Source organism: Achromobacter animicus (genome assembly GCF_902859585.1).
GTDB classification, from domain to species: Bacteria; Pseudomonadota; Gammaproteobacteria; order Burkholderiales; family Burkholderiaceae_B; genus Achromobacter; species Achromobacter animicus.
Genome location: NZ_CADIJM010000014.1, coordinates 53,335 through 74,403, shown reverse-complemented (window position 1 = coordinate 74,403; position 21,069 = coordinate 53,335). Strand labels below are relative to the sequence as shown.

Here is a 21,069-nt window from a genome sequence, read left to right as displayed (position 1 = left end):
ATGTCTTTGGTTATACCCCGCGAGGACGCAGAAAAAGTGCGCTGGAAACGCACCGCTAACATCCGATGAAAAATTAAAAGTTCAGTTGCAGACGGGGGGCATCGTAAGCCGGTAGTGTGGAGCGGTGGCTTAAAGGAGAGAATATGCGTACCAATCACATCCTCACGATTATTGTTGTGGTCGTCGTCGCTTCGATCGCCCTGTCGGTCGTTCCCTGGTAATTCCTTGGCAGCGAGGCCGGACATGACACGGAACCTTCATGCCCTCTGCTTTGCCGCATTCCCTGCTGGACCTGACGCTGCGCGCCATCCCGCGTCGCTATCGCGTGGGCCCGCTGCCCGCGGCCCGCAGCGGGCTTGAAGTTTCCGACCCGGCGACGGCGCTTGCCATCGCCATCGAACAGGCCCGCGTTGCGCTCAGTGCAGACGCAGCGCCGTCATCCGCCTGTGAACGCCTGTTCGTAGACGCGCTCTCGCAACTGATTCGGGATGCACTGCGCGAAAGCGGCGGAGATTCCGCGTTTCGGGCCATGGTGCTGCGGCATCAATCCCCTCTGGTGCGCGAATACGCTTCGTTGTCGGCGCACGCCCAGGCGGACCGGCGCGCGGTACGTACTGCGGTCGATGCGTTTGCGCATCCCGGCAAGCGCCGCGGCATGCCGGCCGGGCCGCTGGGGGACGCGCTGACGTCGTTGCATGCGGCGGCGGCGGCCGAGGACTGGGCGGTTTTGACGCAAGGCGCCGAGCGCCTGCTTGCGGCGCAGCCCTCGGATGCCGCGACAAGCCCGGCGATTTCCGCGCCACTGGAACGGTTGCTGAAGGATCCCGCCTTGGCGCGTCTGCGGCGCATGGAGACGTTGTCCACGGATCCGCTGGTGCAACGCTATCAACACTTTTGGCAACGGCAAGGCCCCCGCCCCGGCACGCCGCAGGCCGCCGCGCAGGGGCTGGACGCTCGCCGCCGCGGCATCGCCGTTGAAGCGTTGGCCAAAGGCGCCATTGCCGCAATGGCCACGCAGCTTGCGCAAAGGACGGGCGAAAGTTATCGGGTGGTCACGTCAATGCACGTCCCGGCGTCTATCCCGGGCAACGCAGACCGCGCCAAGACCGAATGGGACGTGGCCCTGCTGCGCCAGTCGGCCGGCGACGCTGCGGCGCCGGTCTGGGATGTGTGCCTGCTGGTCGAGGCCAAGGCATCAACAGACGCGGCGACGACGGATCTGCCCCGCTTGCTGCGCGGTCTGCGCTTGCTTGCGCACGCAGACGCACAGACCATTTATGTGTTCGAGAGCCATCAGGGGCCGGTGCGGCTGCGCGGTGCGGCGTTGGCGGCTCTGTCGGCGGACGACGCGGATCTTGCCCGGACGATTCTCTACTTCTCCGACGCGCCGGCGGATACCGCGCCTCGGCTGCTGAATGCCGCTGGCCGGATGCAGCTGTTGTCGGCGCAGGAAAGCCTGGACTTCGCCAGCGCGTTGGCCTCAGGCGAGGCGCCGGATGCGTCGGCGCTTTCGCCGGTGTGGCAACAGTTGCTGGTTTCGCCTCGCTGGCGCGCCGTGCTGAACCAGTTCGCGCTGTTGCGGCAGGTGCGTGAGCTGATGGTGCATGTGGATGACATGCACACTGCCATCACGCGCTTGGGTCAGGATCGCGCCGGCACATAAGCGCAGTCGCCCGCGGCCGCTCCGCTCCAATCCGGCGCATGCCGCTCGATGTGCGCGCGGATGAAATCCGCCAGCACGCGCGTAGCCATGGACGGGAACCGGTTGGGCGCGGTCAGCAGGTAGATGGCGTCGCCCACCCCCTCGGGCTCGTACGCGGGCAGCACCTGCACCAGCGTCTCGTCACGCAGCAATTCCCACACGGCATAGCGGGGCAGCAGCGCCACACCCAAGCCCGCCAGCACCGCATCGCGCAGAAACGGATAGTCGCCCGACTGCAGCCGCGGCGCGACGCGCAGGATCAGCGGGTCGCCATGCGCCTGCTTGAGCCGCAGGTCGAAGCGCCGGCCCAGCGATTGCGGCGCGATCAGGTCGCAGCGGCCCAACTGCTCCATGCGTTGCACCGGCCCGTTGCGCGCCAGGAAATCCGGCGACGCGCACAGGCACCACTGAATGTCGCACAGCCGCCGCGCCACGTGATCTTCGGGCGGAGACGAGGTGATTTTGAGGGCGATGTCGACTTCGGCGGAGATCAGGTCGCCGATCCCGTCGTTGATGTGCACACGCAGCGCAATGTCGGGGTGCGCGCGCGCAAATTCCAGCAGCACGGGGGCAAGATAAAGGTGGCCCAGGCCAGTGGGCAGCCGGATGCGCACATCGCCGCGCACGGTCCCATCCAGGCTGTCGATGGCCGCCTGCACCGCGCGCATCTCGTCCAGCAATCGGATCCCGTGCTGGTACAGCAACTGGCCGGCCTGCGTCAGCTCGACATGCCGGGTGGTGCGCCGGAACAGCTGCGCGCCCAGATCGAGTTCCAGCCGCTTCAGGCGGTGTGACATGTTCGACCGCGTCATGCCGCAACGCTGCGCGGCCGCGCTCAGGTTGCGCGACTCGACCATCGCGACGAACAGTCTGACGAGGTTGAGGTCCGGCTTATTGTCAATCATGGTTCACCATTCCCGGCACAAACCGGTGGATTGTCCAATGCGTCGGCCGAGTCTAGCATCGTCTTCATCGCCTTCGAACCCTTGCTCCGGACCGACATCCACCCATGCCCACCCCGTTGACCGACGCTTCCAGCGGACCCTATTCCGGACTGCGTGTGCTGGACCTCAGCCAGGGCATCGCGGGCCCGTACTGCGCGCAGATGCTGTGGCAGCAAGGCGCCGACGTCGTAAAGGTGGAACCGCCAGACGGCGACTGGGGCCGGCACGTCGGTGTGCTCCGCGACGACCAGAGCGCGCTATCCATCGCCTACAACGCCGGCAAACGCGGTGTGTGCGTGGACGCGCGCCAGCCGCAAGGCAAAGTGCTGCTGGCAGACATGGCGCGGCGCGCGGACCTCGTGATCCAGAATTTCCGCCCCGGCGTCGCCGAACGCATGGGGGTGGGCTACGACAGCCTGGCCGCACGTTGCCCGGGGTTGATCTACGTGTCCATCAGCGGCTACGGACCGGACGGTCCCTACGCCAATGCGCCCGCCTCCGACTCCGTGATGCAGGCGGATAGCGGCCTGATGTTCGCCAACCAGACACCCGCCGGCGAGCCGCGCCGCATCGGCCTTCTGATGGCGGACATCGCCACCGCGCTGTACGCCGTGCAGGCGGCCAGCGCCGCGCTCTACCAATTGGCGCGCACCGGCCGCGGCCAGCATGTGCAGTTGAATCTGCTGCAGGCCTGCGCGGCCTTGCAGGTGAACGACATCCTTGCGTACGGCATTGCGGGACAGCGGGAGGCCGTGGCGGTCAGCGCCCCCAACGGCGTCTTCGACACCGCGGATGCGCGCCTGTCCGTGCTGGCGTTGAACAACGACCAGTTCGCGCGCTTGTGCCGCGCGCTCGAACGAACCGACTGGCTGGCGGACCCCGCCTTATCCACCAACGCAGGCCGCATGGCGCAGCGCGACCGACTGCATCGGGAAATGGCGGAACAGTTGGCGCGGCGCCCTGCCGCACACTGGGTGGAGCGCCTGGCCCGCGAGGACGTGCTGCACGCGTACGTGCGGGACTACGACGGCCTGGCGGCGCATCCGCAGGCCACGCATCTGGGACTGCTGGAACCGCTGGCGCAGCCCGGCGGCCAGCCCCTGCCCTATGCGCGCGCGGCCGGGGCCTTGTCACGCCGGCCGCTCACCGCGGCGCCGGCGGTTGGCGAGCACACCGTGGATGTGTTGACCGAGTGGGGCGTCGCGCCCGCCGACATCCAGGCCATGCTGCATGCCGGCGTGCTGCGCCAGGCAAAATGCGGCAAGGAAGGCCGCTGATGCGCGCCCTGGTCTGCCATCGCCATGGTCCGGTTGAAGACGTGTTGCCCGGCGAGCTTCCCGAGGCGCCGGCGCCCGCGCCCGACGAAGTCACCATCGCCGTCGAGCATGCCAGCGTCAGCCACGCAACCAAGCTGCTCATCGAGGGACGCTATCAAAGCCGTCCGCCGCTGCCGTTTGCGCCCGGCACGGAGGCCGCGGGCCGCGTCATCGCGTGCGGCGCCAAGGTCACGCGGTTCAAGCCCGGCGACAAGGTAGTGGCGCTGGCGCGCTGGGGCTGCTATGCCGAACGACTGACCTTGCCGGAATACACCGTCTATCCCGTGCCCGAGGATCTGCCGCTTCTGACCGCGCTGCCCATTCCCATCTCGTACGGCACGGCATGGGGCGCGTTGTTGTGGCGCGCCGCGATGCAGCCCGGCGACACGGTGCTGGTGCTGGGTGCGGGCTCGGGCGTGGGACTGGCGGCCGTGGAGATTGCGTCGGCGCTGGGCGCGACGGTGCTGGCCTGCGCCAGCACACCGGCCAAGCGCCAGGCCGCGCTGGACGCGGGCGCGGCGCAGGCGTTCGCCGCTGACGAGTCGATGCCGCAGGCCGTCAAGGCGGCCAGCGACGGGCGCGGCGCGGATGTGGTGCTGGACGCGGTGGGCGGCGACGCCTTCGAACGCAGCGTGCGCGCCGCGGCGGCCAATGCCCGCATGGTGTCGGTGGGTTTCGCCAGCGGCCGCGTCCCCGACGTGCCGCTGAACCTGCTGCTTGTGAAGAACATTGCCCTGCATGGGTTTTTCTTTGGCCGCTACATCGGCTGGACGCCCGCGGACGAACGCATCGTCCACGCGCCTGCCATGCAGCGGACCATGTCCACCCTGTTCGACTGGGCCCGCCGCCAGCGGATCCGGCCGGCTGTAACGGCGATCTATCCGATCACCGGTCTTGCCGCAGCACTCGCCGCCCTGGAAAGCCGACAAGTCGTCGGCAAGGTGGCGATCACGATAACGACGGAGACAACCCCATGCGTACCAACGACTTCCGGCGCGCCGCCCGGCCACGCCATCTTGCCGCCGCGGCGCTAGCCGCCTGCTGCGCCAGCCTGCCCGTCGCCGCGGTGGCGGCCGACGCCTATCCCGGCAAACCCCTCACGATGGTCGTGCCCTACCCGCCCGGCGGGCCGACCGACATCGTGGCGCGGTTGGTGGCCGCCGAGATGTCCAAGACCATCGGCCAGAACATCGTCGTCGACAACAAGCCCGGCGCCAGCGGCATGATCGGCGCGGACCTCGTGGCGCGCGCCGCGCCCGACGGCTACACGTTCCTGGCCAACGCGTCGCTGCACGTCATCAACCCGTACATCTACGCGTCGATGCGTTACGACGCCTTCAAGGACTTCGCGCCCATTACGCAGCTTGCAAACGTGCCACTCGTGCTGGTCGTGCCTGAAACGTCGAAGGTGCGCACGGTGCAGGACCTTGTGGCGCAGGGCAAGGCCCAGCCGTTGAACTTCGGATCGGCGGGCTCGGCCTCCGCGCAACAGCTTGCGGGCGAATCGTTCAAGGTGCGTTCCGGCCTGCCGATGCAGCACGTGCCTTACAAGGGTAGCGCGCCCGCGCTGACGGATCTGGTGGGCGGGCAGATCCAGCTGATGTTCGATTCGATGCCGTCGGCGATGCCGTTCATCAAGTCGGGCAAGCTGCGGGCGGTGGCGGTGACGACCAGCCGCCGCGTCGATGAACTGCCCGACGTGCCCACCATGGCCGAATCCGGTTTCCCGGGCTTTGACATCAGCACGTGGTACGGCCTGTGGGCGCCCAAGGGCACGCCGCCGGCCATTGTGGCCAAGCTGTCCGAGCACGCGGCGCGGGCGCTCAAGCAGCCCAATGTCGTGACGCAGTACGCCGGCCTGGGCGCCAAGCCGGTGGGATCTGATCCCGCCACGTTTGCCCGTTTCAATGTGTCCGAGGGCGAAAAGTGGCGCGACATCGTCAAGGCGGCGCAGATCACGCCGCAATAGTGGAAAAGGCGGCTCAGACTGACCTCGACCCGGGCGGCGCGGGTAATCCCCCATAAGCAGCGCCACGCCGCTGGATAAGAATTCATGGTTTCCTATCCGCGGCCGCCGCGCGCATCGCGCGCCAACCAACCCCGAGGTCCCAGGCATGAAGGCGTTCTTCCACGACGATCAAAAGCTTCACCATCCGCAGACCTACTTTTCGCGCGGCAAGATGCGCACGCCGCAGGAGGTGCCGTCGCGGCTGGACGGCCTGGTGCAGGCGGCGCGCAAGCAGGGATTCGACGTCCAGGCTCCCGCCGACGACGGGGCGGGTGCGATCGCGGCGGTGCACAGCCTGGATTACCTGCGCTTCCTGCAGGACGCGCATGAGGACTGGATGAAGCTGCCCGGCGATTGGGGCGGCGAGGTCGTGTCGAACGTCTTCGTGCGCGAACGCAATGCGCTGCGCGGCGTGCTGGCCAAGGCCGGGCGTTACCTGGCGGACGGCAGTTGTCCGGTCGGCCCCAAAACCTGGCACTCGGCGTATTGGTCGGCGCAATGCGCCATCGCGGGCGCCGACGCCCTGCTGGCCGGAGACCGCAGCGCCTACGCGATCTGCCGCCCGCCCGGTCACCACGCGCGGCGCGATGCCGCGGGCGGCTTCTGCTACCTGAACAACGCCGCCATCGCGGCCCAGCGGCTGACGTCCAAATTTCCGCGCGTGGCCATCCTGGACACCGACATGCATCACGGCCAGGGCATCCAGGAGATCTTCTACGAGCGCAGCGACGTCCTGTACGTGTCCATCCACGGCGATCCCGAGAATTTCTATCCGGTGGTGGCAGGCTTTGAAGACGAGCGCGGAGCTGGCGAAGGATACGGCTACAACATCAACCTGCCCATGCCGCACGGCTCGCCCGAATCCGTGTTCTTCGACCGGCTGGCGCAGGCGCGCCGCGCGATCACGTTGTTCCAGCCCGATGCGCTGGTGCTGTCGCTGGGCTTCGACATCTTCGAAAAGGATCCGCAGGCCATGGTCAGCGTGTCCGAAGACGGCTTCGAGCGCTTGGGCCGCGACGTAGGCGGACTGAACCTGCCCACGCTGATCGTGCAGGAGGGCGGGTATTACATCGAAGGTCTGGAGTCGAACGCGAAGCGGTTTTTCGCGGGCCTGGCGGGCGCCTGATCCACCGGTGGGCACACTGGCCGTCAGAAGCTGACCGCCACCCCTGCGCCGCCGCGGTCAGACGGTTCAAGCCGAACCACCCGAAATCGCTGGTGGCCGCCGGGCGGGTTCAAGCCTCGGCCGACGCTTCCCACATCGTCACTCTGTCCCGGCCCGTCTGCTTTGATCGGTACAGCGCCTGATCGGCGCATTTGATGACGGCCTGCGGCGACGTGCCGTCCCGCGGCCACAGCGCCACGCCCACGGACACGGTCACCGGACGCACGCCGTCGGGCATCGGGCGCGCCGCCACGGCCGCCCGGATGCGCTCGGCCGCCTGGGCTGCTATCTGTGCCGCGGGCCGCGTGGCGCCCTGCGCTTCGTCCTGCGCGCCTCGCTGCGGCAAGATCATCACGAATTCCTCGCCGCCGATGCGAAAGGCCTGATCGCCGGCGCGCACGTTCTCCTGCAGGGTCCGCGCCAGCGCCACCAGGACCTTATCGCCCGTCGGATGGCCATACACATCATTGATCTGCTTGAAGTGGTCGAGATCGAGCGCGATGACCGCGAACGGCGACGCGGCGGCGACCAGCTCGTCGATCCGCGCGCGCAGGGCGCGGCGATTCATCAGCCCGGTCATGGGATCGGTCAGCGATTCCGTGTTCAAGCGGCCGACTTCGTCCCGATGGCGCGCTTGCGCGGCGGCCAAGGCCTGCCGCAGCTTTTCGGCCTCGAAATACCAGGTCTTCAGCGTGGTGGCGCGCAAGGCCGTCGGACCAACCGGCTCGTCGCTGGCGAAGGCCTCAGCCAGGCGTGCGAGCGGCCGTGCGATCGCGTAGGCGCATGCGCTGACGAGCAACAAGGTCAGCACCACAGCCGGAACGGCAAACTGCAGCGACGCGCCCAATAGGTCCTTGAGCGGCGACAGCGCGCTGTCGAGCGGACGCTGCACCACGACCGCCCAGTTGCCCTTGACCAGCGGCGCGTATCCCGCGATCACCGCCGCGCCAGAAGCGTCCATGACTTGCTCGACGCCCGGCCCCGTGGCGGGCGACAAGCGCGCCTGGACCGCGCTCGCAATGTCCGCGTCCGCGCCATGCCGGTACAGCATCTGACCCTCGCCGTTGACCAGATACACGGAGGTGCCGTCCGCATACGCATGCTGGCCGACGAGCCGGTCCAGGCCGCCGCCATGCTCCAGCACAACGATGGCGGCGAGATAACCCGACACCGCGTTCTGCGGGCCTGGCACAGGTTCCACCAGTGTCAGCGTCGCAAAACGCGCGCCGCGCAGGCAGCATGGCCGCGCCCATTGCCCCGCGCGCAGCTCCCGCACGCCCAGTTCGTCCAGTTGCTTGATGGCGGCCAGCGGCGACGGACTGTCCTTGGACCGGCTGGTGATCCGGCCACCGGGATCTGCCAGCAGTACCGCCGTCACGCCTTCGATCGTGCCGGCCAGATCCGACAGTTCAGCCTGCAGCGCGCCGGGCGCATCCGCCAGCCGCGGGATGCGGTTTGCCCCGGCGGTAAGCTGCCGGTCGCCCGTCTGGATATACAGGTTGATGATGTCCGCCAGCTTCTGCGCGTAGGCCAGATTGGCGTCGAGCGTGTTCTTGACGACCTGCGTCTTCTGCGCCTGGTAGCCCGCGTACATGGCATTGAAAAAGCCGACCGCCACGCTGAGCACCGCCAGCGAAATAAGCACGGTCAACAAGCGCACCCTGCGTTCTCTTGCCATGTCGCTCCTGAGGGGAGAGCACCGCGAATCGCCCGGATCGGCGTAGCTGCCGGATGCGCACGCCACGGAGGACGACAGCGCAGTCACCGGCGCGGGCTGGCGCACCGGGATAACGCAGAATACCGAACTATTTTTGGGTAATCCAGCGGTCGCCAACCGCAACTCGGCAGGCCCAACGCGGCGCTTGGGCTATGCGTCCGGTGCCCGCTGCAGGCGCATCGCCACGCGCCGCGCAACCGGCAGCCCGTGGCTGGCCTCGGCCGCCAGCACCGCATGCAGCCGTGAGCCGGGAGTTACCTGCACTTCGCGGAATCCGAGCCGCGCATACCAGGGCGCATTCCATGCCAGGTCGCGAAAGGTCGTCAGGGTGACAACAGCCAGGCCCGCTGCCCAGGCATGGCCGCATGCGGCCTGCACCAGGGAGCGGCCAATTCCCATGCGCTGATGACCGGCATCGACCGCCAGCTCCCGCAGGTGCAACGCGTCTTCGAAGCGCTCGGCGCAAAGGAATCCGCACAGTTGGTCCGACGCTTGCGCCACCCATGACGTGCCCTGCGCGATCAGGCGCAGATGGTCGGCCTCAGACATCACCGCGTCGTCCGCGATCCATTCCAGGCCGGGCGCGGCGCGAAACAGCGCGCCCGCAGATCGTTCGATCGCGGGCAGCAGCGCAGCATCCTCGGGACGGGCGGGGCGGATAAGCGTGGACAAGGCAACTCCAGATTGCGGCAGGCGCATGCGATTCTACGACCCGCCATCAACGCGCGCCATGTTCAGCCGCCGCGCAGAATCCAGTGTTTTAATCGGCGCTCCCTCGCGGGAAATTTCGTCCGGGCGGCAGCGAGACGCCGGGCCGGGCGATTCCAACAACAAGATTCAGGATTTCGCACGTGTTTCATGTCATCACAGGGCTTATCGCGCTCTACGTCATCTGGCGCTTCGTCTGGCAATTGAAGTGGCCTGCCCCCGGCCGAGTACTGCTGTCCGTATTGGTCGTGCTGGCCGCCGAGCACCATCTCATCACTCGCAACTTCTTCGGCACCATGGCCTCGCCCGAGGTGCCCGCTGCGGTGCTGATGACGCTGGGCTGGGCGTTTGGCGCGCTCATTCTGCTGGCCGCCTTCCTGTTCGTCACGGATGTGGCGGGGCTCGTCATATCGCTGTTCTCGCGGGGACGCGGACGCGCGCTGCTGGGCTGCACGCGTCTGCGCGCCGGGTCCGCCGTGGCCGCGCTTGCGCTGTCCGCCGTTGGCGTCTGGCAGGCCGTGCGCGTGCCGGAGGTCAAGACGATCGAGGTCGCCTTGCCCAACCTGCCGCAAGCGTATGACGGCTTTCGCATCGTGCACCTGACCGACCTGCACGCCAGCCGCCTGCTGCAGGGCGACTGGATGCAGGCCGTCGTGGCGCGCACCAATGCGCTCAAGCCGGACCTGACGCTCATTACCGGCGATCTGGTCGATGGCACGCCTGCGGCGCGCGCCGCCGACGTGCAACCGCTGGCCGATCTGCGCGCGCAATATGGCGTGGTGGCGATTCCGGGCAACCACGAGTATTACGCCGAGTACCTGGGCTGGATCGAGGCCTTCAGGAAACTCGGCCTGCGCATGCTGCTCAATGAACACATGACAATTGAACGCGACGGCCAGCCGCTGGTCCTGGCGGGCATCACCGACAGCGTGGCGGCGCGCGTGAACCAGCCCCTGCCTGACATCGACGCGGCCATGAAGGGCGTGCCGCCGTCGTCGGCGGTGATCCTCTTGAGCCATCGGCCCGTGGGCGCCAAGCGCCACGCGCAAGCCGGCGCCGGCCTGCAACTGTCGGGCCATACGCATGGCGGCCAGATTCTGGGTCCGCATTTCATCACCCAGCTGGCCAACGAAGGCTATGTGTCGGGCATGTACCAGGCCGGCAACATGCAGCTCTACGTGAGCAACGGCGCGGGCCTGTGGCCAGGCTTTCCCATCCGGCTTGGCCGGCCGTCGGAGATCACGCAGATCGTGCTGCGCGCCGCGCCGCCCGCCTGACGCGGCCCTGCCACACACGCGGCGGCGCATTGACAAGCGCCGCCGCGCTGACTTAGCATTCGGCCCTGCTTTTTCAACGCCTTTCGCTTCTTGGGTGCAACCGTGTCTGCCATTCGTCAATTCGCCTGAACGCCGACGAGTACCGTCCTGGTACCGCGGTCAGCCTGCCCGCATTCGCTGCTCGACGCCATGTAATGAGCACACCCCCGCCCGGCAGGCGCGGATCCAGGAAGCGCAACACCTCCCATCCCCGCTTCCCCTCCCGTAAAGACTGTGTCGTCGGCTTTTCCCATTTGCTGGAGAAGACCCATGACGCTGGATTTCTGCGCCTATGCGCAATCGCTAGACCTGTTCCGATATCCCCGAACGCCTCACCTTGAAGGCTCGCGCCTGCAGGATGGGGACGAAGGCCATGACCACGTGCCTTATCGCACGTTGGCCGGCCAGACGCTCGTCGTCGAAGAAAAGCTGGACGGCGCCAACACCGGCATCAGCTTCAGCCCGTCGGGCGAACTGCTGCTGCAATCCCGCGGCCACTACCTGGTGGGCGGCGGCCGCGAGCGGCAGTTCAGCTTCGTCAAGGCCTGGGCCGCCGCGCACGCGGACTGGCTGCTGGAGCGGCTGGAAGATCGCTATGTGATGTACGGCGAAACGCTGTCGAAGAAGCACTCCGTGTTCTACGACGCCCTGCCGCATCACTTCTTTGAATTCGACGTGCTGGACCGGCGCACCGGCGAGTTCCTGTCGACCGGCGCGCGCCGCGCGTTGCTGGCCGATGGTCCGGTGCTGTCCGTGCCCGTGTTGTACGAAGGCCCCGCGCCCGCGCGGTTGGCCGAAGTGAAGGCCATGCTCAAGCCGTCGCTTGCCAAGACGGCTGGCTGGCGCGATGCCTTCGAGGCCACCGTGCTGCGCGAAGGCCTGGACCTGGCTCGCGCGTGGAAGCAGTGCGACAAGTCGGATCTGTCGGAAGGCCTGTATATCAAGGCCGAAGCGGACGGCAAGACCATCGCCCGCTACAAGTGGGTGCGCCGCGACTTCGTACAGGCCATTCTGGATTCGGACATGCACCATTCGGAGCAGCCGTTCATCCCCAACCAGCTCGCCGACGGCGTCGACCTGTACGCGCCGCGCCTTGCAGTCGACTGGGACACGTTGCGCGACGACCGCACGGGAGAGACATCATGAATCACGAACAGATCCGGGCCCTCGTGCCCCAGCCGGGGCGCGGCGCGGACTATGCGGCTTGCCTGGCCGCCTTCCCCGCGCTGGAGCTGGCCAAGACCACGCCGCAGGACCCCCGCTATCACGGCGAGGGCGATGTATGGACGCATACGCAGATGGTGGTGGACGCGCTGCTCGCGCTGCCGCAGTACCAGGCCGCGCCCCGCGCGGAGCAGGAGATCGTGTTCCTGGCCGCGCTGCTGCACGACGTGGCCAAGCACAGCACCACGGTGATCGACCCGGTAACCGGCGCCATCGGCCAGCCTGGCCATTCGCGCAAGGGCGCCATCGACGCGCGCATCGCATTGTGGGACGCGGGCGTGCCGTTCGCGGTGCGCGAAGCGATATGCCGGCTGATCGCCACGCATCAGGTGCCGTTCTTCGCGCTGGAAGGCTCGCGCCGCGGCCGCTCGCCGGAGTTCATCGTGCGCGAGTTGTCCTGGCACGTGTCGCTTCCATTGCTCGCCATGCTGGCCGAAGCCGACATGCGCGGCCGGATATGCGCTGACTCTGCCCGCGTGCTGGACAACATCGCCCTCTTCTGCGAGCTGGCGCGCGACGAGCAGTGCTTCGGCCAGCCCCGTGCCTTTGCCGACGCGCACACCGCCGTCAGCTATTTCCGCGGCGCCGACGTGCATCCCGACTATGCGTTGTTCCAGGAGCCGGGCTCGCGGGTCATCGTCATGTCGGGGTTGCCGGCGTCCGGCAAGAACACGTGGGTGGCGGCGCATCATCGGGACCTGCCGGTGGTGTCGTTTGACGATGCGCGCGAGGAACTGGGCCTGCGCCATGGCAAGAACGAGGGCATGGTCGCGCACCTGGCCATTGACCGTGCAAAGGCACTGCTGCGCGCCCGCGCGCCGTTTGTGTGGAACGCCACCAACCTCAGCGAGCTGATGCGCAAGAAGACGCTGGACCTGCTGTATGCGTATCACGCGGACGTGGAGCTGGTGTATCTGGAAAAGCCGCGTGTCGAGCTGCTGCGCCGCAATGCGCGGCGCGACACGTCGCTGTCCAACAAGACGCTGACCGGCATGCTGCACCGCTGGGACCTGCCGCTGCCCACGGAGGCACACCGGGTGGTTTATGCGGTGTAGCGCGGTGTAGCGCGGGTCAGGCAGGCACAAGCGCCGGCGTCAGCATGCTGTCGCGCAGGCGCAGCACGGATGCGCATGAGGTGTCGCGATGCGTCACCAGCGACAGCGACAGCGCGCCCTGCGCATCCGGGTCGGTCAGCGGCACAAATGCCACGTGCGGCGTCGAATACGCGCGGGTCACGCCGGGCACCAGCGCCACGCCCAGGCCGCTGGCGACCAGGCTGACCAGCGTCTGCACCTGAATGGCTTCCTGGCTGATGCGAGGCGAAAACCCCGCCTTGTGACACAGCGCCAGCGTCACGCCGTTCAACCCCGGTACCTTGGCTGGCGAATACAGCACGAAGTTTTCGGACCGCATGCGCTCGAGCGCAATCGGGCCAACGTCGGCCAGAGGATGGCGGGCCGGCACGGCCAGCATCAGGTCGTCGCGCTCGACCACCCAAGAATCCAGTTCGCTGTCTTCGGCCAACGGACCGCGCACCAAACCTGCGTCGATCTCGTTGGCGCGCAGCATCGCCACCAATCCGACCGTGCTGTCTTCGCGCAGGTCCAGATGCACATCCGGGTACTGCGCGCGGAAGGCCGGCAGGCAGCGCGGCAGCAGCATGTACGTGGCCGAGCCCACAAAGCCCAGGCGCAGCGTCCCCCATTCCCCCAACGCCACCCGGCGCGCCGCCTGGCGCGCCTGATCGCTATGGAACAGCGCGCGGCGCGCATCGGCCATCAGGGCGTCGCCCGCGGGTGTCGTGGTGACGCCCTTGGCGCCCCGCACCAGCAGCGGCACGCCTACCGCGTGCTCCAGCTTCTGGATCGACACCGACAGCGCGGGTTGGGCGATGTGCAGCGCATCGGCGGCGCGACGGTAACTCCCCAGTTCGGCGATCGTGACGAACTGCCGAAGCTGGCGCAAATCTATAGCCATAACAGATTCCGTATCAAGCAATACCGAAGCCATATTAGACGCGTATGTGCGGCGCCGATAGGATTTCCGCCATGACGACAACTCCCCTCTCAAATGGCCCGGCGCTGGACGGCATCCGCGTCCTGGACCTGACTTCCGTCGTATTCGGCCCCTATGCCTCGCAGATCCTGGCCGACTACGGCGCGGACGTCATCAAGGTCGAAGCGCCCGGCGGCGACTCCACCCGGCAAACCGGCCCCGCGCAGGAACCCGGCCTGTCCGCGATCTTTCTGGGTCTGAACCGCAACAAGCGCAGCATCGTGCTGGACCTGAAGCAGCCCGCCGCGCGCGAGGCGCTGCTGACGCTGGTGGACCAGGCCGACGTGCTGATGCACAGCATGCGGCCGGCCAAGATGGCGGCGCTGGGGCTGGACCCCGCCACGCTGTGCGCGCGCAACCCGCGGCTGGTCTATGCCGGCCTGTATGGCTTCGGTGAAGGCGGCGCGTACGACGGCCGCCCAGCCTACGACGACATCATTCAAGGCCTGTCGGGGTTCGCGGATCTTGTCGGCCGCCAGACCGGCGCGCCGCGCTACCTGCCCACCGTCGCCGCCGACAAGACGTGCGGTCTGGTCGCCACGCACGCCATTCTTGCGGCGCTGTTCCAGCGCGCGCGTACCGGACAGGGGCAGCAGCTGGAAGTGCCCATGTTCGAAAGCATGGCGTCCTTTGCGCTGGTCGAGCACTACTATGGCCGGCATCTGGCGGACGAGCCCGGCGACGCCGGTTATCCGCGCGTGCTCACGCCCTGGCGCCGGCCCTGCCAGACCGCAGACGGACACGTCTGCCTGATGCCCTATACCGACGCGCATTGGCGCGACTTCTTCAACGCGGCCGGCCGCCCCGATCTGGCGCAGGATCCGCGCTTTGCCGACATCTCGGCGCGCACGCGGCACATCGAGACCCTGTACGAATTGCAGGCCGGCCTCGTCGCGGCCCATGACACGGCGTACTGGCTGGCGCTGTGCGAGCGGCTGCAGATCCCGGCCGCACCCGTGAACCGGCTGGAAGATCTGGAGACCGACCCACATCTGGCCAGCGTGGACTTCTTCGTGCCGCTGGAAAGCGCGTCCGGCAGTCACTACCGCTTTCCGCGTAACCCCGTGCGTTTGCAGCATTCCCACGTGCCGCCCGCCATGCCGCCGCGCCTGGGCGAGCACACGCGTAACGTGCTGGCCGAAGCGGGCCTCTCGCCGGCAGCCGTCGACGCGCTGCTGGACACCGGCGCCGCCCGGCAAGCGAACGTCCCCCTTTCTGAAAACGCCAAGGACCCCGCATGACCCAAGACCGCGACACCTCGCCCGCCATCCAACTCGGCCAAGGCTTTTACTGGCAGGACCTGACAGTCGGCCAGCGCTTCCAGACATTTCGCCGCACGGTGACCGAGACCGACATCGTCAACTTCATCAGCGTCACCGGCATGCTGGAGACCATCTTCATCGACGCCACCTACACCCACGGCGCCATCCAGGGCCGCCCCGCGCCGGGCGCGCTGACCTATGGCCTGATCGAAGGCCTGATCATGCAGGGCATGGTGCAGGGAACGGGTCTGGCGCTGCTGGAGGTCCACAAGAAGATGATTGCGCCGGTGGTGGCCGGCGACACCATCTGGGCCGAGATCGAAGTCACCGGCGTGCGCCCGACCTCGCAGCACAACCGCGCGGTCGTCACGTCCGCCATCGACGTGCGCAACCAGCACGGCAAGCCGGTGATGGCCTACACGGCCGTGCGCATGCTGGCCGGCAGGCCGCGCTGACCAGGCTGACCGCTATCAGCGGCAGGCATCCCGCAGAGGCGCCGCCGCCCATCCGCAGTACCCATAACAGCCCAAGGAGACAACCCATGAAAAAAGCACTGCTGGCGACCACGCTGGCCATTCTGGCGCTAGGAGGCGCCGCCAGCGCCCAGGCCGCGTGGCCCGACCGCCCGATCACGATGGTGGTGCCCTTCCCGCCCGGCGGTCCGACTGATCTGGTGGCGCGCGTGCTGGCCAAGCAGTTGACGGACCAGTTGGGCCAGACCGTCGTCGTCGAAAACAAGGGCGGCGCCAACGGCAACATCGGCATGCAGTACGCGGCCGCGGCCAAGCCCGACGGCTACACGGTGCTGTACAACACCTCGTCCATCGCGCTCAGCCCCAACCTGTATCGCTCGCTGGCCTTCGACCCGGTCAAGGACTTTGCGCCGGTGTCCACCACGGCCGTCATTCCGCTCGTCCTGCTTGTGCATCCGTCGGTGCCCGCCGACACGGCGCCGGCCTTCGTGGACTATGCCCGCAAGCATCCCGGCAAGCTGTCGTACGGCTCTGCCGGCGCCGGCAACGTCACGCATCTGGGCGCGCTCCTGCTTTTGCGGTCACTGGATATCGATGCGGTCCACGTGCCCTATCGCGGCAGCGCCCCGGCCATGACGGATCTGGTCGGCGGACAGGTCCAGGTGATGACCAACACGCTGAACGATTCGCTGGGCTTCATCCGCGAAGGCAAGCTGCGTGCGCTGGCGGTGACCAGCGAGACGCGCAGCGACCAGTTGCCCAACGTGCCGACGGTGGCGGAAACCGTGGCGCCGGGTTTTGGGATGGGGGCTTGGCAGGGCGTGGTGGTGCCGGCCGGCACGCCCGCGCCTGTGATCGACAAGCTCAATGCCGAGATCCTGCGCGCGCTGAAATCTCCGGAGATGCAGAAGCAGCTCAAGGTGCAAGGCGCGCAGGCGCTGGGGTCGACGCCGCAGGAATATGCCGCCTACATCAAGAGCGAGATCGCGCGATGGGGCGAGGTGGTGAAGGCGGCGAACGTGAAGCTGGATTGAACGCAATTGCGCCTACGCGTCACTCGCCAAGACAAACGCCCGCGTGAAGCGGGCGTTTTCAATACTGCTTTGGTAAGCCGGGCGACTTAACGTCCCGCGGCCTTGGCGCTCAGGCCATTTGCCACGCCCATGTCGGTCTTGGGCACGTCGCGCAGGATCACGCGGACGTCTTCGCCAGAGATGTCGAGACTGGCGCACACGGCCTGGTTCAGCGCCGCGATCAGGGCGGCCTTCTTGGCTTCGTCGCGGCCTTCGATCAGATCCACGTCCACGCGCGCCATGCGCTTGCCGATTTCGCCCGCGACGATCACGTGTTCGGCCGGGACTTCGTGCAGCACGGCGCGCACGCTGGACAGCGGCGCCGCGATGCTTTCGACCACCGCGTTGGACGCGGCGTTGAGCAGGTCGGCTTTCTGGGCGGCCGTGTGGCCTTGCATGATCTGGACGTTCAAGAGGGGCATGACGATTCCGATGTTCCGATAAAAGGAAAACCGGCCAAGCCGACCGGCAAGCCATCATATCGTGACTGCGCCCGCGTGCAAGCAACTGCACGCGGGCGCAAGGGGTCATGCGGAGAACGCCGGAATCAGGCGGCGGCCTTGCCTTCGCGTTCCAGTTCCGGTTGGACGTTCGACGCGTCTGCATCCGCCGTAGCCGGGGTTTCCGTCAAGGTTTCAGCCGACACGGGCGTCTCGGTCAGGGCCGGCGTCACCAGCTCCACGACCTTTTTGCGGGACAGCATGCCCAGGAACTCGTCGTCCTCGCCCGTCACGGCGACCGGCTGATCGCTGTGAACCAGTTGCGCCAGCACTTCGCCCAGGCCCGCCGTGGCAGGCACCGACGCCAGGTCCTCGACAAAGCGGGACACATCGCGCGCGCCTTCCTGCATGGCCTTCGCGGCTGCCTCGGCAGTCAAAACGCCGGCGAGGCGCTTGCCGTCCAGCACCGGCGCGTACTCGTAGTTCAGCGCGCTCATGCGGTCCACGGCATGCGCGGGGCGCGAGCGCATGGTCAGCGTCAGGCGCGCCGGATTCACGGCGTGCGTGGCGTTGAGCACCTTGGTGCGGTTCACGTCCTGCAGGAACGACTGCACGTAATCGTTGGCCGGGTTCAGCAAAATGTCCTCCGGCGTGCCTTCCTGCACCAGCTCGCCGTCCTTCAGGATGGCAATGCGGTTGCCCAGGCGCAGCGCTTCGTCCAGATCGTGCGTGATGAAGACGATGGTCTTGTTGAGCTTGGCCTGCAGTTGCAGCAGCTGATCCTGCATTTCGCGGCGGATCAGCGGGTCCAGCGCGGAGAACGCTTCGTCCATCAGCAAAATTTCGGCGTCGGTAGCCAGCGCGCGCGCCAGGCCGACACGCTGCTGCATGCCGCCGGAAAGCTGATGCGGGTACTGGTTCTCGAAGCCCGACAGGCCCACCTGTTCCAGCCATTCGCGGGCGCGCTGCTCACGCTCGGCCTTGCCCACGCCTTGGACGGTCAGTCCGTACGCGGCGTTATCCAGCACCGTGCGATGCGGAAACAGGCCAAAGCGCTGGAACACCATGCTCATCTTCTTTTGACGGAAGACTTCCAGGTCGCGCTTGTTCAGGCTGACCACGTCCACGCCATCGACCAGGATGTGGCCCGCGCTGGGCTCGATCAGGCGGTTGAAGTGGCGGATCAGGGTCGACTTGCCCGATCCGGACAAGCCCATGATGACGTAGATGCTGCCTTCTTCGATGGACAGGCTGATGTCGCGCAGACCCAGCGTGTGGCCGCTTTTGGCCAGCAGCTCTTCCTTGCTCATGCCGCCCTGCGCGGCTTCCAGCCACTTCTTCGGATGCGCTCCGAAGATCTTGTAGATGTTCTTGACTTCGATCTTGCTCATCGCTGGCCTCCCATGCGCATGCGCTGTCCATACGATTGCGTGATCCGGTCGAACAGCACGGCCAGCACCACGATACCCAGGCCTGCCAACAGGCCCCGGCCCACTTCCAGGCGGTTGATGCCCAGCAGCACTTCATAACCCAGGCCGCGCGCGCCGATCATCGACGCGATCACGACCATCGACAGCGCCATCATCGTGGTCTGGTTGATGCCGGCCATGATGTTGGGCAGCGCCAGGGGCAATTGCACGCCGAAGAGCTGCTGGCGGGGATTGGCGCCAAAGGCGCGCGACGCTTCCAGCACTTCGCGGTCGACCAGGCGGATGCCCAGGTCGGTCAGGCGGATAAGCGGAGGCACGGCGTAGATGACGGTTGCGATGATGGCGGGGATCTTACCCAGGCCGAACAGCATGACGACGGGAATCAGGTACACGAAGCTGGGCATCGTCTGCATCACGTCCAGCACGGGCAGCATGCCCGAACGCAGCCAATTCACCCGCGCCATCAGCACGCCCAGCGGGATGCCGATCAGCACCGACAGGCCGGCGGCCATGATCATCAGCGCCAGCGTCTGCATGCCGGCGTCCCACAGGCCCAGCACGCCGATCACGCACAGCAGCGCGCCCATCGCCAGGCTCAGCCCGACGCGGCGGCTCACGCCATAGGCGATCGCGATGGTGACGGCGACAACCGCCCACCAGGGCGAGTTGCGCAAAAGTTGCTCCAACCACACCAACGCATGCAGCACGGGCTGGGACAACGTCTCCAGCGTGTCGGCATAGTTGGTGACCAGATGATCGACAAAGCCGTCGATCGCCCCCCGTACCTGACGGGCGGGAATAATTTCAGGAAACATCGTTTTGACTCCATTCTGGCGCGCTCGCCGCCCGTGTCGCCACCGGGCGCGCCGGCGCAGCGGAAAACAACGAGACTGAGACGGGTGCCTGGCACCTGGACGGATGATGGATCGCGCAGATCACATCCGCATCGGTGCCCTGCACCGGTATCACTGCCACCGCGGGTGGCGGCACAAGCACGCTTGCCGGGCCGGACGCATGCGCCCGGCCGGCGGCCATCCCGGCAAAGAGGTCCGGTCCCTCAAAGGGCCGGTACGCGCCACCGCGGCGCGCAGCCAGGATCACAGTGCTTTACAGCGCGCTTTGGACGCGCCCGGCGACGTCGGCGGGGACCCACTTGGTCCAGACGTCGGGTTTGTTCTTCAGGAACCACTTGGCCACGGCGGTGGATTCATCGCCGGACTCTTCCATGTGGGCCAGGGTTTCGTTGATGACCGGCAGCGGCACCGAAACCTTGGACAGGAATTCGGTCAGCTTGGGCGCATCTTCGGAGAACTTGGTGTTCACCGCCGTGAAGACGGGATTGTCGGGATAGGCGCTGGGCTCAGGCTTGGCGCACTTGGGCGACGTCAGGCACTTGTGCTTTTCGGCGTCGTAGGGCGGCAGGTCCAGCTTGACCAGATCCATGGCGCCGACCAGCGGCGTGGGGGACCAGTAGTAGAAGACAACGTTCTGCTTGCGCTTGTAGGCCGACATCAGGGCCGCCTTCTGCGCCGCGCCCGTGCCGGGCGAATACAGCGTGTAGGAGTCGTCAAGCTTCAGGGCATGGAACAGGTTGTTGCTGGTGACTTCGCAACCCCAGCCTGCCGGGCAGCCGTAGAAACGGCCCTTGCCGGGCTCTTCCGGATCCTTGAACTGGTCCTTGAACTTGGGCAGGTCGGCGGCGGACTTCAGTTCCGGCAGGCGCTCAGCCGTGTACTTGGGGATGTACCAGCCTTCGGCGCCCATGTACAGGTCACCGATGCGCTTGACCTTGCCGGTCTTCTCGGCGCGGGCCCAGGGGTCGGCCACGCTGTTCAGCCAGATTTCGGTATTGATGTCCAGATCGCCGCGCTCGAGGGCAGCCAGGGCGGGCAGCGTTTCGGTCGGCAGGGTTTCGGTCTTGCAACCGTAGCCCTTTTCCATGATGAAACGTTCGACGTCAACCAGGACCAGATTGGATTCCCAGTTCATGGCGCCGAAGGTGACCGGCCGCTTGATTTCGCATTGCGGCGCGTCGGCGGCTTGGGCCGAACCGGCAAACGCAAACAGAACGGCCGCGGCGGCCAGGGTCTTGACAGGGGTAAAACGCATTGGCTTTTGCCTCCATAGGTTCAGGCACGCACGCCGGGAACAAGCCCGGGAGGCACCGTGGAGCTAAGGGGGTTGTGCGGAAGACGGGCAGAACCGCCAATACAAACCGACACTAGCAACAAGACGG

19 protein-coding genes are annotated in these 21,069 nt (G+C 67.0%); 11 read left to right on the top strand and 8 right to left on the bottom strand.

Annotated features, from left to right (window positions below; translation table 11 throughout):
- Positions 1-259 precede the first annotated feature (259 nt).
- Entirely contained in the window at positions 260-1,663 is a 1,404-nt protein-coding gene (locus HV681_RS23405) for a 3-deoxy-D-arabino-heptulosonate 7-phosphate synthase (protein WP_175125249.1), read from the top strand.
- On the opposite strand, the gene HV681_RS23400 is transcribed toward HV681_RS23405, so the two are convergent.
- Positions 1,642-2,607 carry a LysR family transcriptional regulator gene (locus HV681_RS23400; protein ID WP_175125248.1) on the bottom strand — a complete coding sequence of 322 codons (966 nt, stop codon included), beginning with the start codon at positions 2,605-2,607 and terminating at the stop codon, positions 1,642-1,644. The two genes, HV681_RS23405 and HV681_RS23400, sit on opposite strands and share 22 nt — an antisense overlap.
- A gap of 104 nt (positions 2,608-2,711) precedes the next feature.
- Here HV681_RS23400 and HV681_RS23395 point away from each other — a divergent pair, with 104 nt between their 5' ends.
- The 4 genes from HV681_RS23395 (at position 2,712) to HV681_RS23380 (ending at position 7,096) form a co-directional block, all read left to right on the top strand.
- Positions 2,712-3,923, top strand: coding sequence for a CaiB/BaiF CoA transferase family protein (locus HV681_RS23395; RefSeq protein ID WP_175125246.1), 1,212 nt, complete (start codon positions 2,712-2,714; stop codon positions 3,921-3,923).
- The gene (locus tag HV681_RS23390; protein ID WP_175125244.1) at positions 3,923-4,996 is read left to right on the top strand and encodes an NADPH:quinone oxidoreductase family protein; all 1,074 of its coding nucleotides are present in this window, start codon (positions 3,923-3,925) and stop codon (positions 4,994-4,996) included. Before HV681_RS23395 ends, HV681_RS23390 begins: the two co-directional genes overlap by 1 nt.
- Positions 4,936-5,931, top strand: a complete 996-nt coding sequence (locus tag HV681_RS23385; RefSeq protein ID WP_175125242.1) for a Bug family tripartite tricarboxylate transporter substrate binding protein — start codon at positions 4,936-4,938, stop codon at positions 5,929-5,931. The genes HV681_RS23390 and HV681_RS23385 overlap by 61 nt, the downstream gene beginning before the upstream one ends.
- Positions 5,932-6,076: 145 nt before the next feature.
- Complete coding sequence (locus HV681_RS23380; protein WP_175125240.1) at positions 6,077-7,096, top strand: histone deacetylase family protein; 1,020 nt, start codon at positions 6,077-6,079, stop codon at positions 7,094-7,096.
- A 109-nt stretch (positions 7,097-7,205) separates the two neighbouring features.
- Here HV681_RS23380 and HV681_RS23375 read toward each other — a convergent pair whose 3' ends face one another.
- Complete coding sequence (locus tag HV681_RS23375; protein WP_254595058.1) at positions 7,206-8,795, bottom strand: GGDEF domain-containing protein; 1,590 nt, start codon at positions 8,793-8,795, stop codon at positions 7,206-7,208.
- Between the two features lie 207 nt (positions 8,796-9,002).
- Positions 9,003-9,524 (bottom strand): GNAT family N-acetyltransferase, encoded by a 522-nt coding sequence (locus HV681_RS23370; protein ID WP_254595053.1) that lies wholly within the window; start codon positions 9,522-9,524, stop codon positions 9,003-9,005.
- A gap of 179 nt (positions 9,525-9,703) precedes the next feature.
- On the opposite strand from HV681_RS23370, the gene HV681_RS23365 reads away from it, so the two are divergent.
- From HV681_RS23365 to HV681_RS23355, 3 genes are all read left to right on the top strand, one after another.
- Positions 9,704-10,837 (top strand): metallophosphoesterase, encoded by a 1,134-nt coding sequence (locus HV681_RS23365; protein WP_175125237.1) that lies wholly within the window; start codon positions 9,704-9,706, stop codon positions 10,835-10,837.
- Between the two features lie 309 nt (positions 10,838-11,146).
- Positions 11,147-12,022, top strand: a complete 876-nt coding sequence (locus HV681_RS23360) for an RNA ligase family protein (protein WP_175125236.1) — start codon at positions 11,147-11,149, stop codon at positions 12,020-12,022.
- Positions 12,019-13,155 carry an AAA family ATPase gene (locus HV681_RS23355; protein WP_175125235.1) on the top strand — a complete coding sequence of 379 codons (1,137 nt, stop codon included), beginning with the start codon at positions 12,019-12,021 and terminating at the stop codon, positions 13,153-13,155. The genes HV681_RS23360 and HV681_RS23355 overlap by 4 nt, the downstream gene beginning before the upstream one ends.
- A gap of 16 nt (positions 13,156-13,171) precedes the next feature.
- Here HV681_RS23355 and HV681_RS23350 read toward each other — a convergent pair whose 3' ends face one another.
- Positions 13,172-14,077 carry a LysR family transcriptional regulator gene (locus HV681_RS23350; RefSeq protein ID WP_254595052.1) on the bottom strand — a complete coding sequence of 302 codons (906 nt, stop codon included), beginning with the start codon at positions 14,075-14,077 and terminating at the stop codon, positions 13,172-13,174.
- Positions 14,078-14,148: 71 nt separating this feature from the next.
- Here HV681_RS23350 and HV681_RS23345 point away from each other — a divergent pair, with 71 nt between their 5' ends.
- From HV681_RS23345 to HV681_RS23335, 3 genes are all read left to right on the top strand, one after another.
- Entirely contained in the window at positions 14,149-15,396 is a 1,248-nt protein-coding gene (locus HV681_RS23345) for a CaiB/BaiF CoA transferase family protein (protein WP_175125233.1), read from the top strand.
- A complete protein-coding gene (locus HV681_RS23340; RefSeq protein WP_175125232.1) occupies positions 15,393-15,872 on the top strand; it encodes a MaoC family dehydratase in 480 nt (159 codons plus the stop codon). The genes HV681_RS23345 and HV681_RS23340 overlap by 4 nt, the downstream gene beginning before the upstream one ends.
- 86 nt (positions 15,873-15,958) lie before the next feature.
- Positions 15,959-16,924 (top strand): Bug family tripartite tricarboxylate transporter substrate binding protein, encoded by a 966-nt coding sequence (locus HV681_RS23335; protein ID WP_105240027.1) that lies wholly within the window; start codon positions 15,959-15,961, stop codon positions 16,922-16,924.
- Positions 16,925-17,010: 86 nt separating this feature from the next.
- On the opposite strand, the gene HV681_RS23330 is transcribed toward HV681_RS23335, so the two are convergent.
- The 4 genes from HV681_RS23330 to HV681_RS23315 form a co-directional block, all read right to left on the bottom strand.
- The gene (locus HV681_RS23330) at positions 17,011-17,385 is read right to left on the bottom strand and encodes a tautomerase family protein (RefSeq protein ID WP_175125231.1); all 375 of its coding nucleotides are present in this window, start codon (positions 17,383-17,385) and stop codon (positions 17,011-17,013) included.
- A 125-nt stretch (positions 17,386-17,510) separates the two neighbouring features.
- Complete coding sequence (locus HV681_RS23325; protein WP_254595051.1) at positions 17,511-18,794, bottom strand: quaternary amine ABC transporter ATP-binding protein; 1,284 nt, start codon at positions 18,792-18,794, stop codon at positions 17,511-17,513.
- A complete protein-coding gene (locus tag HV681_RS23320) occupies positions 18,791-19,648 on the bottom strand; it encodes an ABC transporter permease (RefSeq protein ID WP_175125230.1) in 858 nt (285 codons plus the stop codon). The genes HV681_RS23325 and HV681_RS23320 overlap by 4 nt, the downstream gene beginning before the upstream one ends.
- Before the next feature lie 292 nt (positions 19,649-19,940).
- Positions 19,941-20,942, bottom strand: coding sequence for an ABC transporter substrate-binding protein (locus HV681_RS23315; RefSeq protein WP_175125229.1), 1,002 nt, complete (start codon positions 20,940-20,942; stop codon positions 19,941-19,943).
- Positions 20,943-21,069 lie beyond the last annotated feature (127 nt).

Bases quoted from the DNA above. Each gene is read 5' to 3' on its own strand.
- HV681_RS23405 (WP_175125249.1), top strand. From the start codon at position 260: ATGCCCTCTGCTTTGCCGCATTCCCTGCTGGACCTGACGCTGCGCGCC.
- HV681_RS23330 (WP_175125231.1), bottom strand. From the start codon at position 17,385: ATGCCCCTCTTGAACGTCCAGATCATGCAAGGCCACACGGCCGCCCAG.
- HV681_RS23315 (WP_175125229.1), bottom strand. From the start codon at position 20,942: ATGCGTTTTACCCCTGTCAAGACCCTGGCCGCCGCGGCCGTTCTGTTT.
- HV681_RS23335 (WP_105240027.1), top strand. From the start codon at position 15,959: ATGAAAAAAGCACTGCTGGCGACCACGCTGGCCATTCTGGCGCTAGGA.
- HV681_RS23400 (WP_175125248.1), bottom strand. From the start codon at position 2,607: ATGATTGACAATAAGCCGGACCTCAACCTCGTCAGACTGTTCGTCGCG.
- HV681_RS23320 (WP_175125230.1), bottom strand. From the start codon at position 19,648: ATGTTTCCTGAAATTATTCCCGCCCGTCAGGTACGGGGGGCGATCGAC.
- HV681_RS23385 (WP_175125242.1), top strand. From the start codon at position 4,936: ATGCGTACCAACGACTTCCGGCGCGCCGCCCGGCCACGCCATCTTGCC.
- HV681_RS23390 (WP_175125244.1), top strand. From the start codon at position 3,923: ATGCGCGCCCTGGTCTGCCATCGCCATGGTCCGGTTGAAGACGTGTTG.
- HV681_RS23325 (WP_254595051.1), bottom strand. From the start codon at position 18,794: ATGAGCAAGATCGAAGTCAAGAACATCTACAAGATCTTCGGAGCGCAT.
- HV681_RS23350 (WP_254595052.1), bottom strand. From the start codon at position 14,077: ATGGCTATAGATTTGCGCCAGCTTCGGCAGTTCGTCACGATCGCCGAA.
- HV681_RS23340 (WP_175125232.1), top strand. From the start codon at position 15,393: ATGACCCAAGACCGCGACACCTCGCCCGCCATCCAACTCGGCCAAGGC.
- HV681_RS23395 (WP_175125246.1), top strand. From the start codon at position 2,712: ATGCCCACCCCGTTGACCGACGCTTCCAGCGGACCCTATTCCGGACTG.
- HV681_RS23360 (WP_175125236.1), top strand. From the start codon at position 11,147: ATGACGCTGGATTTCTGCGCCTATGCGCAATCGCTAGACCTGTTCCGA.
- HV681_RS23355 (WP_175125235.1), top strand. From the start codon at position 12,019: ATGAATCACGAACAGATCCGGGCCCTCGTGCCCCAGCCGGGGCGCGGC.
- HV681_RS23345 (WP_175125233.1), top strand. From the start codon at position 14,149: ATGACGACAACTCCCCTCTCAAATGGCCCGGCGCTGGACGGCATCCGC.
- HV681_RS23380 (WP_175125240.1), top strand. From the start codon at position 6,077: ATGAAGGCGTTCTTCCACGACGATCAAAAGCTTCACCATCCGCAGACC.